We start from the raw sequence: 15337 nt of genomic DNA, 5'->3' as shown, positions 1-15337 counted from the left end.
GGCATGGCCGGCGCACAGTGCGCGCTCGCACTGCGGCAGGGAGGCTTCGGCGGCCGGGTGGCCCTGGTCGGCGACGAGCCGCACCGCCCCTACGACCGGCCGCCGCTGTCCAAGGACGTCCTGCTCGGCAAGACCGACGGCACCGCCTTCGACATCGACTGGGAGGACCTCGGCGTCGAGCTGCTCCTCGGCCGCCGCGCCACCGGCCTCGAACCGGGCGTCCTGCACACCGACGCGGGCCCGCTCGACCACGACGCCCTGGTCGTCGCCACCGGCGCCGAGGCCGTCGAACTGCCCGGCGCGGCCGGCGCCCGGCTGCTGCGCACCGTCGACGACGCCCTCGCGCTGCGCGCCGACCTCACCCCCGGCACCCGGATCGCCCTGGTCGGCGCCGGCTGGATCGGCGCCGAGACCGCCACCGTCGCCCGGCAGCTCGGCTGCCGCGTCACCGTCGTCGAGGCCGGGCCCGCCCCGCTGCCCGGCGCCCTGCCCGCCGAACTCGGCACGCTGATGGCCCGCTGGTACGCGGACGCCGGCATCGACCTGCGCTGCGGCACCGGCGTCGCCGCCGCCGAACCCGGCGGCCTGCTGCTCGCCGACGGCAGCCACGTCCCGGCCGACCACGTCGTCGTCGGCATCGGCGCCCGCCCCGCCACCGGCTGGCTGGCCGGCTCCGGCGTCGCCCTCGACACGCACGGCGCCGTCCTCGCCGACGAGCGGCTGCGCACCACCGCCCCCGGCGTCTGGGCTGCCGGCGACTGCGTCTCCTACCCCTCCGCCCGCTCCGGCACCCGGCTCACCGTCCAGCACTGGGACCACGCCCTGCACTCCGGGGCCGCGGCCGCCGCCTCGCTGCTCGGCTCCGACGCCGCGTACGACCCGGTGCCGTACTTCTGGTCCGAGCAGTTCGGCCGCATGGTCCAGTACGCCGGGCGGCACGGCGACGCCGACGAACTCCTGTGGCGCGGCACGCCCGACGACCCCACCTGGTCCGTGCTGTGGCTGCGCGACGGCGCCCTCACCGCGCTGCTCGCCGTCGACCGGCCGCGCGACCTCAACCAGGCCAAGCGGCTCATCGACAAGGGCACCGTGCTCGACCCGGCCCGCGCGGCCGACCCCGAGGTGCAGCTCAAGTCCGCGACCGTCTGACCCGGCGCCCGGCCCCGACACCCGGCGGCCGTCCGGTCACGATCCGTCATCGGTCGCCCGCGGCCGGTGCGTGCTGCGTGCATACGGGGCCCGGCAGGTGGCAGTCTGGTGCCGTGAGTGAGATCGATCCCAAGATTGACGCCCTGGTCCCGGCCTGGATGTACCTGCCCGACATCTCCGAGCTGTGGGGGGTGCAGGTCACCGAGGTCCGCAACATGGTGAAGTCCAACACCCTGCTGGCCGTCCGCCGCGGGGAGAACAAGTCGCTGCAGGTGCCCGCCGCCTTCATCACCCCCGACGGCCCGGTGAAGCACCTCATCGGCACCCTGACCGTCCTGCGGGACTCCGGCTTCAGCGACGAGGAAATCCTCGAGTGGCTCTTCACCGAGGACCCGTCGCTGCCCGGCAGCCCCATCCAGGCCCTGCACGAGAACCGCGCCACCGAGGTCAAGCGCCGCGCCCAGGCGATGGCGCTCTGATGGCCGATCCGCGCGGTCTCCCGGCGGACGCCCGGCTGTACCTGTGCACCGACGCCCGGCGCGAGCAGGGCGACCTGCCCGAGTTCCTCGACGCGGTGCTCGCGGGCGGCGTGGACATCGTCCAGCTCCGCGACAAGGGTCTGGAGGCCCGCCAGGAACTCGAGTACCTGGAGGTCTTCGCCGACGCCGCCCGCCGCCACGGCAAGCTCTTCGCCGTCAACGACCGGGCCGACGTCGCGCACGCCGCACGGCCGCAGGTGCTGCACCTCGGGCAGGACGACCTGCCGGTGCCGGCCGCCCGCGCGATCCTCGGCGAAGGGGTCGTGATCGGACGGTCCTGCCACGCCGAGGCGGAGGTCGACGCCGCGATCGCCGAACCGGGCGTCGACTACTTCTGCACCGGCCCGGTCTGGCCCACCCCCACCAAGCCCGGCCGGCCCGCACCCGGCCTCGGCCTGGTCTCCTACGCGGCCAAGGCCGTGACGGACCGTCCGTGGTTCGCCATCGGCGGCATCGACGGGACCAACCTCGACGAGGTCCTCGCGGCCGGCGCCCGGCGGATCGTCGTCGTCCGCGCCATCACCGCCGCCGAAGACCCGGGCGCAGCAGCCGCCTCCCTGGCCCGCCGCCTCCGCGAGCAGTAGGGGGAACCCGCAGGGGCGCGTGGGGGCACCTCCCAGCCTTCGGCCGGGAGGTGCCCCCACGCGCCCCTTTTGCGGTTTGCCGTTCCCGGGGCCGCCCGGGGTCAGTGCTTGCGGACGGTGGCGGCTTCGGCGAGGGCGAGGAGGGTGGGGCGGGCGGGGCCGTCGGCGAGGGGGGCGGCGTCGAGGGCGGTGAGGGACTGGTGGACGAGTTCGTCGATGCGCGCTTCGACGCGGTCGGCGGCTCCGCTGCGCTCCACCAGCGCCCGCAGGACGGGGATCTCCTCGGGGACCAGGTCGGCCGCGCCGAGGCGTTCGTCGAGGTGCCGGGCGTCCGCGGGGGAGAGGCCCCGCATGGCGTGGGCGACGAGGAGGGTGCGCTTGCCCTCGCGGAGGTCGTCCCCGGCGGGCTTGCCGGTGACGGCGGGGTCGCCGAAGACGCCGAGGAGGTCGTCGCGGAGCTGGAAGGCCTCGCCGAGCGGCAGCCCGAACGCACTGTAGGCCTCGACGAGTTCCGGCCCGGCGCCGGCGAGCAGGGCGCCGGTCTGCAGCGGCCGTTCGATGGTGTACTTCGCGGACTTGTAGTGGAGGACGGTCTGCGCCCGGTCGAGGGCGCCGTCGTCGGCGGAGTCGCCGGCGACGGGTTCCAGGACGTCGAGGTACTGGCCGACCATCACTTCGGTCCGCATGAGGTCGAAGACGGGCTTGGCGGCGCGGACGGCCTCGTCGGGCAGCCCGGAGGACTGGAAGAGTTCGTCGCACCAGATGAGCAGCAGGTCGCCGAGGAGCACGGCCGCGCTGGCGCCGTACTGCTCGCGGTCGCCGCGCCAGCCGTGCTCGCGGTGCAGGGCCTCGAAGCGGCGGTGCACGGAGGGCAGCCCGCGGCGGGTGTCGCTGCGGTCCATCAGGTCGTCGTGGACGAGGGCGCTGGCCTGGAGGAGTTCGAGGGCGGCGGCTGCGTTGGCGATGCCGGGGTGGCCGGCGGGGCCGCCGGCTCCGCGCCAGCCCCAGTAGCAGAAGGCGGGGCGCAGCCGCTTGCCGCCGTCGAGGAGGAAGTCGCGCAGTGCTTCGGAGACCGGCCCGAGCTGGGGGGAGATGCCGGCGAGCAGGGCGCTCCGGCCGTCCATGAATGCGGCGAGGGCGTGGTTGACGCGCTCGCGCACGGCCTCCCGGTCGATCGGGTTGGCCGGCAGGCTGGTGGGGGAGGGCACGGTGTACTCCGGATTGCTGGGCTGACAATCAGCCTATCCGGCGGCGGTGGGGCCTCCGAATCGGTGCGCAGGACGCCGTCGCTACTGCGTCCGCATGACCTGCGTCACCCCGTGTCCCACGTGCACGTCTCATTCAGTGGACTGCGTTTGGTCACGCTCCGCGGCGGACCGATAGCCTGCCAGCATGGCACTCGGCATCCCCTCCACCCGGACCGACCGCGCGCAGACCGTCCGGGACCTGCTGGCAGCCGGCGACCGGTCGTTCTCGTTCGAGTTCATGCCGCCGCGCAACGAGGCCGCCGAGCGCCGCCTGTGGGATGCGATCCGTCGCGTCGAGGCGCTCGACCCCAACTTCGTCTGCATGACCTACGGCGCCGGGGGCTCCTCGCGCGGCCGGACGGTCAACATGGTCGGCCGGATCGCCACCGAGACCACGCTGACGCCGGTCGCGCACCTGACCGCCGTCGACCACTCCGTGGCCGAGCTGCGCAACATCATCGGCCAGTACGCCGACGCGGGCGTGCGCAACGTCCTCGCCGTGCGCGGCGACCCGCCCGGCGACCCGATGGGCGCGTGGGTCCGCCACCCCGACGGCGTCACCTACGCCTACGAGCTGGTCGAGCTGATCAAGGGCATCGGCGACTTCTGCGTGGGCGTGGCCGCCTTCCCGCAGATGCACCCGCGCTCGGAGAACTGGGACGACGACATCCGGCACTTCGTCGCCAAGTGCCGGGCCGGCGCCGACTACGCGATCACGCAGATGTTCTTCGAGGTGGAGGACTACCTGCGGCTGCGCGACCGGGTCGCCGAGGTCGGCTGCGTGACGCCGATCATCCCGGAGATCATGCCGGTCACCAACATCCGGCAGCTGGAGCGCTTCCCGCAGCTGTCCGGCTCGGACTTCCCCGAGGAGCTGAAGGCCCGCTTCCTGGCCGTCGCGGACGACCCGGAGGCGGTGCGGGCGGTGGGCATCGAGCACGCCACGGCGATGTCCGAGCGGCTGCTCGCCGAGGGCGCTCCGGGCCTGCACTTCATCACCCTCAACCACTCCACCTCGACCCTGGAGATCTACCAGAACCTGGGCCTGCACCAGCGCTGAATCCGGGGCCGTCGCGGATGCGGTGGTGTTCGCCCGGAGCCTGTACAGTCGCCCGCACGGCCGGGCACGACTGGAGGTAGCGGATGGGCATCGGATACCTGCTGCTGTACGCCGCCCTCGCGGTCGTCGCACTCTGGCTGATCGCCGAGCTGCTGCTGCAGAACCGTGCCCCGGTGGTGTGGCGCGGTGTCGCCCTGGCCGGCTTCCTCACCGTGGTCTCCGGCATGCGGCTGCAGTCGGTGCTGGTCATCGGCGCGGGCGCGGCCGCCTTCGCGGCCGGCCAGTTCTTCGTCACCACCTCGGTGAAGCGCGGTTTCGTCGCCGGCTGGTCGCTGCGCCGGTCGGACGGGACGCTGCCCGGCCCGCTGGCCCGCGTCCCGCTGCTCAGCGCCGCCACCGGCGGTGCGGCCGGTGCCGCGGCGGTCGCCGTGCCCGAGCCGCCGACCGTCGGCGAGGTCGGCCCGGTCGAGCCCGATCTGCCGGGCGCCGCGTACGCCGGGGTCGAGGAGATCGCCGACGACGGCGTGTACGCCGAGCAGCAGGCGTACCACCAGCAGGAGCAGCAGGCCTGGACCCAGCAGGCCGTCCCGCAGCAGCCCGTCTACCAGGACGCGTACGGCCAGCAGCAGGCCGGCTACGGCTACGGCTGGGACCAGCAGTGGGCGGCGCAGCAGCAGGCCGCCCATGCCCAGTACCAGCAGCAGGACCCGTACGCCCAGCAGGCCGCCTACGCCCAGTACCAGCAGGACCCGTACGCCGCGCAGCAGTTCGCCGCCCAGCAGGCGCAGCAGGCCCAGCAGCAGGGCTACTACTACCAGCAGGGCTGGGAGTACCAGCAGCAGCAACAGCAGCCGGTCGTCCCGCAGCAGCAGGGCCACTACCAGCAGCAGACCTGGGACTACCAGCAGCAGGGCTGAGCGTCAGGCCGGGCCGATCAGCCCGGCGGTGATCGAGGCGGACATGCCGACCCGGGCGAGCCCGCCGCCGGGGTGGGCGCCGCCGCCGATCCGGTACAGGCCCGGGACGCCGGTCCCGTTCGGCGGGTTGAGGGTGCCGCCCGCCAGTGAGGGCACGGGCACCCACGGGGTGGACCGCACCTCCCGCCACAGCACCCGTTCCCGCAGGTCCAGCCCGGACTTGGCGAGGTGGTCCAGCAGATGGCCGGCGTAGGCGTCCAGGTCGTCGCCCTCCCGTACCCCGCAGGTGACGGTGAGGGTGACCGCCTCGTGCCCGGCGTCCGGCACCAGGGCCGGGTCGTCCGGCCGCAGCACCTGCACGGTCGGGCCCTCGGGGACGCTCTCCCCGTGGATCAGCGCCTCCGTCTCCCAGCTCGCGCCCGCGGCGTGCACCACCGTGCGGTGCACGGTGCCCTCGGGCCGTCCGCCGCGCAGCGCCAGCAGCACCGTCACCCGGCCGAGCCCGCTGCCCGGCTTCTCCCACCCGAGGCCCGGGTCGGCGGAGGAGGAGAGCACCAGGTCGGCCTCGATCCGCTCGCCGTCGGCGGTCAGCACCCCGCAGGCCCGGCCGTCCTCGGTCAGCACCTCGGCCACCCGGATGCCGAAGCGGAACTCCACCCGGCGCTGCTCGCAGCGGCGGAACACCGCGTCGGCCAGCGCCCGGATGCCGCCGCGGACGTACCAGACGCCGAAGGACTGCTCCATGTACGGCAGCACGGTCGCCCCCGCCGGGGCGTCGGGGTCGAGGCCGAAGCGGGTGGCGTACTCGGTGAGCAGCGCCGTCAGCCCGGGGTGGCCGCCGAGCTCGCGCCGGGCCACGTCGGCGAGGCTGTACGAGCCGCGCGGCAGCCACTTGGCGGGGCCGCGCCGCGGCGGCCGCGGGTACGGGTCGGCGAGCCGGCCCTCGGGCAGCGGCTCCTCCATCAGCGGGCGGCGGGTGGCCTCCCAGACCGCGCGGCCGCGGTTCATCACCTCGCCCCAGCGGTCGCCCGAGCCGGCGCCGAAGGCCTCGTCCAGGGCCTTGGCGACGCCGCCGCGGGAGGCGTTGGGCAGCACCAACTCGGTGCCGTCGGGGAAGAGGTGCCGGCTCTCCGGGTCCACCGGGACGAGGTCGACCAGCTCCTCCAGCGGCTCCCGGCCGGTCTTCAGCGCCAGGTCGCGGTAGACCGCCGGCAGGTTGAGCAGGCCCGGCCCGGTGTCGAAGGCGAAGCCGTCCCGCTCGTACCGGCCGACCATGCCGCCGTACGTCTGCGCGGCCTCGCAGACCGTCACCCGGTGCCCGAGGGTCCCGAGCCTGGATGCTGCGGCGAGCCCGGCCATACCTGCGCCGATGATGACGATCCGTGCCATGAGCGCCGAGTCTACGGGCGAGCCTTCAGCAGGCGCCCCTGCGGGTTGCCTTGTCAGTACTGCGGCTGGACGGCCGCTGCACGGGCGGCCTTGCGCTCGCGGCGGCGCTGCAGGAAGCGGCGGATGCGGGAGACCGCGAACCAGACCAGCAGCACGCCGAGCACCAGCAGCACTGCGGCGCCGGAGGCCGCCACCCACGGGTGGAAGATCGCCAGGGTGACCAGGCCGGCCACCGAGAGGTCCTCCAGCACGCTGACCACGATGTTGGAGGCGGGCTCCGGGGAGGTGTTGACGGCCATCCGCAGCGATGCCTTGATGCCGTGGCTGACCAGCGCCGTGGTACCGCCGAGTGCGCCCGCCGCGATCTCGCTCAGCGAGCCCGGGTCGTTGCTCGCCAGCAGCGCGCCGACCACCGTGCCCGCGGCCGGGCGGATCACGGTGTGCACCGCGTCCCACACCGAGTCCACGTACGGGATCTTGTCGGCCACCGCCTCGCAGAGGAACAGCACCCCGGCGGCGATCAGCACGTCCGTGCGCTCCAGCGCGGGCGGCACCGACTCGGCGCCGCCGAACCGGCCGAACAGGCCGAGCAACAGCACCACGGCATAGGCGTTGACACCGCTCGCCCAGCCGCTGGTGAAGATCAACGGGATGATGCTCAACTCTGCTCCCCTCCGGCAGGCCGCCCGACACCCGGGCGGTCGGGACGTACCGTACCGGTGGTCCAAGGACGCAGCGGCCGCTCCGCCGGTTCCCGCGGCCACGGTCGCCGGCGATCTGAGTACGGATACTCAGATCCGCGAATGAGTACGCCGACGGATGGTCGGTGACCTGCGGGGACGACAGAGTGGTGGGTACCGGGCGGAGCCGCTGCGAGGCACCGTCCGGGAACGACCGGGGCCGACCGCCGCCAGTGGGGGACCGGCGGGCCAGGCCCGGTCGTGCGTACGGGCCGATCGGGGCCGCGCACCGCCGACACGGGGCGGCGGAGCGCGGTCCGGGGGGCGGCCCGGCCGGGGGAGGACCGGGGGCCGGGGGAACGGCCTCCGGCAGACGTGCGGGGCGGCAGCGCCCGGCCGGGCGGCACAGGGGGAGCCGCTCCGGCCGCGGCCTGCCGCCCCCGCCGTGTTCCCGTCCGGCCGCACCGCAGGACCGTTCGCACCCGGGATTGTCAGTGGCGGTTGCCACGCTGGAGGGGCGCGGGCCGTCCGGCCCGGGCACCCGCATCGGACCGGGGGAGACCATGACCATCAGCCGCCCCGAGCGCGTCACCCGCCACCCTGTCGCCGACACCCTGCCCGTGGACCGCAACCGCGCCGCCGACGTGCACCCGGTGGTGCGCCGCGCCGCCGCCCCGCCCGCCGCCCTCGACCTGCTCCGCCAGGCCCACCGCACCCTGACCGCCGCCCGCAGCATGCCGGACCCGCTGGAGCGCTACGCCACCGCGCACCTGGCCGCACTGCGCACCACCGCGGCGGTGCTGGCCGTCCGCGGCCGCCCCGACCGCAACCCGCGCCGCCGGCAGGCGATCCGCAGCGCCTGGGAGCTGCTGCCCCAGGTCGCCCCCGAACTCGCCGAGTGGGCCTCCTACTTCGCCGCCGGCGCAAGCCGCCGGGCGGCGGCCGAGGCGGGCATCCGCAGCGCCGCCGGCGCCCGGGACGCCGACGACCTGATCCGGAACACCGGCCTGTACCTGCGCATCGTGGAGCGCCTGCTCGGCCTCCACCCGTCCCTCCCCCAGCAGCCCTTACCGCTCGGCGGGGACTGACCGGCCGCCGCCCCGCCCGGCAGCGCGGGCCGAGGGCGCCGTCGGCGGGCTGTGCAGGGCCTATGGTGGTGGCGTTCGGTGATCCACCCCAGTACCGAGGAGCCCCGCCGTGTACCCGACGCGTCCCCGCAGTGCCCTGCGTACCGCTGTGGTCTGGGAGGTGCTGTGCGCAGCCCTGGAGCAGCGCGCGGCGGAGCTCGACCGGCCGGTGCTGGACGTCCTCGACACGGGCGGCGGCACCGGCAACTTCGCCGTGCCCGTCGCCCGGCTCGGCCACCGCGTCACCGTGGTCGACCCCAGCCCCGACGCCCTGTTCGCCCTGGAGCGCCGCGCCGCCGAGGCCGGTGTCACCGACCTCGTCCGCGCGGTCCAGGGCGACACCCAGACCCTGCCCGAGGTCGTCGAGGGCGGCTCCGCCGACGTGGTGCTCTGCCACGGCGTGCTGGAGGTCGTCGACGACCCCGCCGAGGCGCTCGGCAACCTCACCGGGACGCTCCGCAAGGGCGGCCTGGTCAGCCTGCTCGCCGCCAACCGCAACGGCGCGGTGCTCGCCCGCGCCCTGGCCGGCCACTTCGCCGAGGCCCGCACCGTGCTCGACGCCGAGGACGGCCGCTGGGGCACCGGCGACCCCATGCCGCGCCGCTTCACCGGCGACGAGCTCGCCGCCCTGGCCGCCGCGGCCGGCCTCCAGGTGCGCTCCGTGCACGGCGTACGGGTCTTCGCCGACCTCGTTCCCGGCGTGCTCGTCGACACCGAGCCCGGCGCCATGGACGCCCTGCTGAAGCTGGAGCAGGCCGCCGCCGAGCAGCCCGCCTTCCACGCCGTCGCCACCCAGCTGCACCTGCTCGCCGCTCTGGTCTGATCCGGCCCTGGGCCGCAGCGGCGGCCCTGGACTGCACCGATTCCGACCTCCCGGGCACTTGTGCGCCCGCCGCGGCGTTGCACCGGTGCAGGACCGCACCGAAGTGGCCGATGGCACGTGTCCACCACCACCCCGAACAGCGCCTGCGGACCGTATGATCTGGGTAAAGCCGGAAAGCATGACACCCGAACGCCTGGGGCATATGGACCACACAGGATCAGGCCCAGGGGTGGCGGACCGGTCGCCCCGCGACCGACGAGTAGGAGGACTCCGTGCCGCTCTCGGAGCACGAGCAGCGACTGCTCGAGCAGATGGAGCGAGCGCTGTACGCCGAAGATCCCAAATTCGCGTCAGCGCTTGAGGGAACCGGGCTGCGCACCTACACCCGTCGGAGGGTCTACCTGGCCGCCGCAGGGTTCGTGGCCGGCATAGGCCTCCTCATGGGAGGCATGGTCGCCCAGCTGATCTGGGTGAGCGTGATCGGTTTCCTGGTGATGCTTGGCTGCGCTGTCCTTGCCGTGACCGGTTGGCGGCGCGGTGCCCTCGGGCACGGATCGGCCGCCAAGGCATCCCCCGCTCCCCGCCGCAAGGCGAACGTGATGGACCGGATGGAACAGCGCTGGCAACGCCGTCGCGACGAGCACGACGGCCTCTAGGACCCGAGCAGACCGAGCCGACACAACAGCAGCAGACACAACCGCCGGGGGCGGGCAGTTCACCGAACTGCCCGCCCCCGGCGGTTCGCCTTCCCGGCGGCCCCGCGCGGCTACCCGCCGTCCGCGGGCGGCCGGCGCAGCGCCTTGCGGACGGCCCGGCGGACGGGCTGCGCCAGCCGGTCCCAGCGCTCGCCCACGGCCTCCCGGGCGGCCGACACCCGCTCGGTGGCCCGCCACCACAGCCGTGCCGTGGACGGCGGCAGCAGCACCGCCCGGGCCCGCCCGTAGCGGCCGACCGAGGCGCTCAGCGCCTCCCGGGTCGCCCGGACGTCCGCCCCGAGCGGCGACAGCGGGCCCGTCTCCCGGGCGTACAGCACCTGCTCGGTGGCCAGGGCCACCCGGCCGGCCGCCGCCCGCGCGTCCGGGTCCAGCGAGCCGATCTCGGCGATCCGCGCCACCGTGCGGCGCGGCGTGCTGGCGTCGTCCGGCGGGATGCCGAGGTCCCAGGCCGAGTCGACCAGCTCCTGCCAGGCCGCGAGGACCTGCTCGTCGGTGAGCCTGATCCGGTCGGAACCCGGCAGGTGCCGCCCGGAGCCCAGCCGGCGCCGCCGCAGCCGTGCCCGCCAGAGCGCCGGCACGGCCAGCAGCAGCAGCGCGAGACCGACCGCCGAGAACGTCGCCAGCGCCCGCCAGGACTGCCACCAGGGCTCGTTGCCGACGGCCTGGTCGGCCGCGGTCTGCTGGTCCCCGCAGTCCTCGATGCGGTGCCCCCCGCCGCAGCTGTTCGTCGCACCCGGTGCCGCCGAGGCCGCGTCGCTCGGCACGTCGCCGGGCTGCGCGGTGGTCGCGCCGGGGGAGGGCTCCGCCTGCTCGCGGGTGTAGCTCGGCACGACCGCGCCCTGGCCGGCCGACGGGGTCGGCTCGAAGCGCACCCAGCCGGTGCCGGCGAAGTACAGCTCCGGCCACGCGTGGTAGTTCGTCGACCGCACGACGTACACCTTGCCGTCGTTGGAGCTGCCCGGCGTGAAGCCGATCGCCACCCGCGCCGGGATGCCCAGCGAGCGGGCCATCGCCGCCATGGTCGACGCGAAGTGCACGCAGAAGCCCCGGCGGTCCTGCAGGAACTTCAGGATCGCGGTGTTGCCGGTGCCCGCCTCGATGTCCGTGTCGTAGTGGAACTCCGAGGAGGTGAACCACTCCTGCAGGGCCACCGCCCGGTCGAAGGAGGTGTCCTTGCCCGCCGTGACCGTCCGGGCCGTCCTCGACACCTCGGCCGGCAGCGTCTGCGGCAGCTGCAGGTACTTGGCCGGCAGGTCGGCCGGCACCGGACCGGCCGAGCGCAGCTGCTCGGCGGTGGCCTCCACCTGCAGGCTGCTCACCGAGTACTTCACGCCGTCGGTCTTCTGCCCGTCCGCACCCACCAGGGCGCGGGTCTCCGGCTCGTACCGCCAGGAGCCCGGCACCGACACCCGGGACGCCGGGTACGGCATCGGCAGCCAGTCGGTGCGCAGGTTCTCCGAGATCGACACGTCGGTCTCGGCCTGCGAGATCGCGACCGCGGACGAGAGCCCCTCGAGCTTCGGCAGCGGGTCCGGGCGCTGCTGCAGCTTCTGCTGCGAGAACCGCCAGTCCACGCCGTTGAACTCGTCCAGCGCGCCGATCCGCAGGTACATCTCGCCGACCGTGCTGGCGTTGGTGCGGTACTGCAGCAGCGGCACCGGGTCCGTCCGGTGCAGGCTCTCGGTGAGCGCCACCACCGGGTTGAGCGAGGTCACCTGCCCGCTCCTGCCGATGCCGGAGCCGGAGCCGCCGCTGCCGGCCAGACCGCCCACCAGCCCGAGCCCGGCCTGCGGCAGGAACGCCGGCACCGCGAGCGCCAGCACCAGCGCCGCCACGCCCACCCGGTGCCCGCTGTGCACCGGCGGCGAGTTGGTGGCCTTGCCGGTGCCGCTGAACACCCGGCCCCAGCGCGACAGCCGGTCCTGGCCCTCGGCGCGCAGCAGCAGCAGATAGCCGCCGGCCGCCGGGAGGAACCAGATCCACGCCCCGGACCCCAGGCCCGACAGGCCGCAGCCCACCGAGTACAGCGCCAGCAGCGGCAGACCGGCCGCCGCCGCCCGCCGGTGGGTCACCGCGAGGGCGTCCACCAGCACCGCGATCAGCGCGACCGAGCCGACCAGCACCAGCCGCAGCCCCGGCGTGTCCGGGGCGGGCACCGAGTACTGGGCGAGGTCGGTCCCGGCCTGGCCCAGACGGCCGCCCAGCGCGTCCAGCGCCCGGCCGCCCGGCAGCAAGCCCCAGGCCATCGAGCTGCGCACCGAGGTGAGCATCAGGACGTACAGCACGACCAGCAGCTGCACCGGCGTGACCGCCCAGCCCGCCACCGCCAGGCGGCGCAGCCCGGAGCCCGCGCCGGCCGCCACCATGATCATCAGGAGTGCGTGCCCGGCCCACCCGTGCGTGGTGAGCAGCGGCAGCAGGCACATCGCGGTGAGCGCGGTCGCCGTTGCCGCGCAGATCGTCAACCTGGCCCGGGTGGTCACGCGCCGACCTCGTCTCGGTAGGGGCCCGACTGCTCGGTGCGGTCGGCCGTACGCCACAGCTCGGGCAGCGAGGCTCCTGCCTTCACCGGCACCACCGTCCAGCCGGCCCGGCCGAGCAGCTTCTGCTGCTCCTCGAACGTGCTGTCGGCGGTGTCCGGCAGCAGGTGCCGCAGACCCGCCCAGGTGGCGGTGTCGAGCAGGAACACCACCGCGCCGGCCGCCCGGCGGCGCAGCGAGCACAGCCGCTCCAGCTGTTCCTCGTCGAGACTGCCGACGATCGCCACCAGCAGGCCCTCGCCGCTGCGCAGCACCTCCTCGGCGCGGGCCAGCCCGCCGCCGTCGGAGTGCTCGACGACGGCCAGCTCGTCCAGCAGCAGCCCGCTCGCCTCGACCGCGGTGGTCGGCGAGGAACTGCCCGAGGAGGGCACGCAGCGGCCGGTGTCGGTGACCAGGCGCGTCCGGTAGCCGCGTTCGATCAGGTGGATGCCGACGGACGCGGCGCAGGTCACCGCCCACTCGAAGGAGGAGCCGGGACCGCTGCCGCGGTGCGCGATCTCCCGGGTGTCCAGCAGCACCGCGGCGTGCGCCTGCAGCGGCTGCTCCTCGCGGCGGACCATCAGCTCGCCGTAGCGCGCGGTGGACTTCCAGTGCACCCGGCGCAGGTCGTCGCCGTGCCGGTACTCGCGCGGGATCACGTCGTCGTCACCGGCCAGGGCCAGCGCCCTGGCGTTGGTGTCGCCGTGCCCGGCCCGCTCGCCCGGCAGCCGCACCGGCGGCAGCTGCTGCACCTGCGGCACCACGGTGAGCGTGTCGGAGGCGTTGAAGGAGCGGGTCAGCTCGCACATCCCGAACGGGTCGGCCAGCCGCAGCTGCAGCGGCCCCAGCGGGTAGCGGCCGCGCAGGTCGGAGCGGACCCGGTAGGAGACCTCGCGGTACCCGTGCGGCTCCACCCGGTCCAGCACGAACCGCGGCCGCGGGCCCAGCATGTACGGGACCTTGTCCTCCAGCAGCAGCACGCCGGTGGGCACCCGGGAGACGTTGTCCAGCCGCAGGTGCACCCGGGCCTCGTGGCCGGCCGGGGTCCGGTGCGGGGTGAGCCGCCGGCCGCCCGCCACCCGGTAGCGGGTGCGCAGCAGCACCAGGGCCGCCGCCAGCGGCAGCGCCGCCAGCAGCACCCCGACCCGCAGCAGCGCGTCCTGTCCGAAGACGTACGCGCACAGCGAGGCGGTGATCCCGGCGGCGAGGAACGAACGCCCCCGGGTGGTCAGGCCGTGCAGCCCCGACCGCAGGCCGTGCGGGGTCTGCCCGGCCGGCGGCGGAGGGTTCTCGCCGGCGGCCACGTCAGCCGCGCCCCTGAGGACGGGGGATCGGCATCCTGGCGACCAGGTCGAGCACGACCTGCTCGGAGGTGCGGCGGCTGAGCCGGCTCTCCGCGGTCGGCAGCAGGCGGTGCGCCAGCACCGGGACGGCCAGCGCCTGGATGTCGTCCGGCACCACGTAGTCGCGCCCGTCCAGGGCGGCCGAGGCGCGGGCCGCGCGCACCAGGTGCAGGGTGGCCCGCGGCGAGGCGCCGAGCCGCAGCTCCGGGTGGTTGCGGGTGGCGGCGACCAGGTCGACCGCGTAGCGGCGGACCGCGTCCGCCACGTGCACCGTGCGGACCAGCTCGATCAGCTTGAGGATGTCGTGGGCGTGCGCGACCGGCTGCAGGTCGTCCAGCGGGTTGGCGCCGGCGTGCACGTCGAGCATGGCGAACTCGGCGTCCGGGCTGGGGTAGCCGATCGACACCCGGGCCATGAAGCGGTCGCGCTGCGCCTCGGGCAGCGGGTAGGTGCCCTCCATCTCGACCGGGTTCTGGGTCGCCACCACCATGAACGGCGAGGGCAGCTCGTAGCTGGTGCCGTCGATGGTGACCTGGCGCTCCTCCATCGACTCCAGGAGCGCCGACTGGGTCTTCGGCGAGGCGCGGTTGATCTCGTCGCCGACCACGATCTGCGCGAAGATCGCGCCCGGCCGGAACTCGAAGTCCCGCTGGTGCTGGTCGAAGACGTTGGTGCCGGTCACGTCGGAGGGCAGCAGGTCCGGGGTGAACTGGATGCGGCGCACCGTGCAGTCCACCGACCGGGCCAGCGCCTTGGCGAGCATGGTCTTGCCGACGCCGGGCACGTCCTCCAGCAGCAGGTGGCCCTCGGCCAGCAGCACGGTCAGGGCGATCCGGACGGCCTCGGGCTTGCCCTCGATGACGCTCTCCACCGACGCGCGGATCCGCTCGGCCACCGCGTTCAGCTCACCCAGGCCTGCGGGCCTGCGCGCCGCGAAGCCGTCGGAGCGGGTCGCACCCGCCGTGTCCTGCGTGTTGTAGGTCGTCACCCGTTTGCTCCCATGTGGACCGCTTGTGCCGGCGGTGGACGCCGGCCCACCAAGATGGCGCCGCCCGGGCGGGCGTGCGGTTCCGTCGAGGGAGTGGCACGGGCGGTGGGCGTGCGGCAAGGCCGCCCCAGGTGGAACGGGGCCGGGCCTGCACCGGCATTCTTCCCTGTCGGGCGGCCTGAAGTCACTCGCACGGGCGACACGCGTGCAGTGTCCCGGTTCGTCCCGGCACGACACCGGCCGCCCGGGGGCGAGG

14 protein-coding genes are annotated in these 15337 nt (G+C 74.9%); 8 read left to right on the top strand and 6 right to left on the bottom strand.

Annotated elements, in window-relative coordinates; translation table 11 throughout:
• The first annotated feature begins 3 nt into the window (after window positions 1-3).
• The 3 genes from ACQ614_RS10290 to thiE all read left to right on the top strand — a co-directional run bounded on the left by ACQ614_RS10290 (window position 4) and on the right by thiE (window position 2272).
• Window positions 4-1149 carry an NAD(P)/FAD-dependent oxidoreductase gene (locus tag ACQ614_RS10290; protein ID WP_431683882.1) on the top strand — a complete coding sequence of 382 codons (1146 nt, stop codon included), beginning with the start codon at window positions 4-6 and terminating at the stop codon, window positions 1147-1149.
• Between the two features lie 113 nt (window positions 1150-1262).
• A complete protein-coding gene (locus ACQ614_RS10285; protein WP_431678149.1) occupies window positions 1263-1628 on the top strand; it encodes an Rv2175c family DNA-binding protein in 366 nt (121 codons plus the stop codon).
• The gene (gene thiE, locus ACQ614_RS10280; RefSeq protein WP_431678148.1) at window positions 1628-2272 is read left to right on the top strand and encodes a thiamine phosphate synthase; all 645 of its coding nucleotides are present in this window, start codon (window positions 1628-1630) and stop codon (window positions 2270-2272) included. Before ACQ614_RS10285 ends, thiE begins: the two co-directional genes overlap by 1 nt.
• Before the next feature lie 101 nt (window positions 2273-2373).
• On the opposite strand, the gene ACQ614_RS10275 is transcribed toward thiE, so the two are convergent.
• Window positions 2374-3480, bottom strand: a complete 1107-nt coding sequence (locus tag ACQ614_RS10275) for a polyprenyl synthetase family protein (protein ID WP_431678147.1) — start codon at window positions 3478-3480, stop codon at window positions 2374-2376.
• Between the two features lie 184 nt (window positions 3481-3664).
• Between ACQ614_RS10275 and metF the strand changes: the two genes are divergently transcribed.
• Together metF and ACQ614_RS10265 are read left to right on the top strand one after the other, a co-directional pair.
• Complete coding sequence (gene metF / locus ACQ614_RS10270; RefSeq protein ID WP_431678146.1) at window positions 3665-4579, top strand: methylenetetrahydrofolate reductase [NAD(P)H]; 915 nt, start codon at window positions 3665-3667, stop codon at window positions 4577-4579.
• A gap of 83 nt (window positions 4580-4662) precedes the next feature.
• Window positions 4663-5496, top strand: a complete 834-nt coding sequence (locus tag ACQ614_RS10265) for a hypothetical protein (protein ID WP_431678145.1) — start codon at window positions 4663-4665, stop codon at window positions 5494-5496.
• Window positions 5497-5499: 3 nt separating this feature from the next.
• Here ACQ614_RS10265 and ACQ614_RS10260 read toward each other — a convergent pair whose 3' ends face one another.
• Entirely contained in the window at window positions 5500-6885 is a 1386-nt protein-coding gene (locus ACQ614_RS10260; protein ID WP_431678143.1) for a phytoene desaturase family protein, read from the bottom strand.
• Window positions 6886-6938: 53 nt separating this feature from the next.
• On the bottom strand, window positions 6939-7547 hold the full coding sequence (locus ACQ614_RS10255; protein WP_431678142.1) for a DUF4126 domain-containing protein: 609 nt from the start codon (window positions 7545-7547) through the stop codon (window positions 6939-6941).
• A gap of 581 nt (window positions 7548-8128) precedes the next feature.
• On the opposite strand from ACQ614_RS10255, the gene ACQ614_RS10250 reads away from it, so the two are divergent.
• The 3 genes from ACQ614_RS10250 (at window position 8129) to ACQ614_RS10240 (ending at window position 10171) form a co-directional block, all read left to right on the top strand.
• On the top strand, window positions 8129-8653 hold the full coding sequence (locus ACQ614_RS10250) for an SAV_6107 family HEPN domain-containing protein (protein WP_431678141.1): 525 nt from the start codon (window positions 8129-8131) through the stop codon (window positions 8651-8653).
• Between the two features lie 109 nt (window positions 8654-8762).
• Window positions 8763-9515 (top strand): methyltransferase domain-containing protein, encoded by a 753-nt coding sequence (locus ACQ614_RS10245; RefSeq protein WP_363489391.1) that lies wholly within the window; start codon window positions 8763-8765, stop codon window positions 9513-9515.
• Between the two features lie 272 nt (window positions 9516-9787).
• The gene (locus ACQ614_RS10240; protein WP_431678139.1) at window positions 9788-10171 is read left to right on the top strand and encodes a DUF3040 domain-containing protein; all 384 of its coding nucleotides are present in this window, start codon (window positions 9788-9790) and stop codon (window positions 10169-10171) included.
• A gap of 110 nt (window positions 10172-10281) precedes the next feature.
• Here the strand turns inward: ACQ614_RS10240 and ACQ614_RS10235 are convergent, their stop codons facing one another.
• From ACQ614_RS10235 to ACQ614_RS10225, 3 genes are read right to left on the bottom strand one after another with little or no spacing between them, the layout of a single operon-like run.
• Window positions 10282-12714: a transglutaminaseTgpA domain-containing protein gene (locus ACQ614_RS10235; protein WP_431678138.1), complete on the bottom strand. Its 2433-nt coding sequence runs from the start codon at window positions 12712-12714 to the stop codon at window positions 10282-10284.
• Window positions 12711-14054, bottom strand: coding sequence for a DUF58 domain-containing protein (locus ACQ614_RS10230; RefSeq protein WP_431678137.1), 1344 nt, complete (start codon window positions 14052-14054; stop codon window positions 12711-12713). The genes ACQ614_RS10235 and ACQ614_RS10230 overlap by 4 nt, the downstream gene beginning before the upstream one ends.
• A 1-nt stretch (window position 14055) precedes the next feature.
• A complete protein-coding gene (locus ACQ614_RS10225; RefSeq protein WP_431678136.1) occupies window positions 14056-15081 on the bottom strand; it encodes an AAA family ATPase in 1026 nt (341 codons plus the stop codon).
• Between the last annotated feature and the right edge of the window lie 256 nt (window positions 15082-15337).

The organism is Kitasatospora dryopteridis, assembly GCF_050749075.1.
In the GTDB taxonomy this organism is placed as follows: domain Bacteria; phylum Actinomycetota; class Actinomycetes; order Streptomycetales; family Streptomycetaceae; genus Kitasatospora.
This window is presented reverse-complemented; position numbering and strand designations above follow the sequence as displayed.

Bases quoted from the DNA above. Each gene is read 5' to 3' on its own strand.
- ACQ614_RS10290 (WP_431683882.1), top strand. From the start codon at position 4: ATGGCCGGCGCACAGTGCGCGCTCGCACTGCGGCAGGGAGGCTTCGGC.
- thiE (WP_431678148.1), top strand. From the start codon at position 1,628: ATGGCCGATCCGCGCGGTCTCCCGGCGGACGCCCGGCTGTACCTGTGC.
- metF (WP_431678146.1), top strand. From the start codon at position 3,665: ATGGCACTCGGCATCCCCTCCACCCGGACCGACCGCGCGCAGACCGTC.
- ACQ614_RS10265 (WP_431678145.1), top strand. From the start codon at position 4,663: ATGGGCATCGGATACCTGCTGCTGTACGCCGCCCTCGCGGTCGTCGCA.
- ACQ614_RS10260 (WP_431678143.1), bottom strand. From the start codon at position 6,885: ATGGCACGGATCGTCATCATCGGCGCAGGTATGGCCGGGCTCGCCGCA.
- ACQ614_RS10250 (WP_431678141.1), top strand. From the start codon at position 8,129: ATGACCATCAGCCGCCCCGAGCGCGTCACCCGCCACCCTGTCGCCGAC.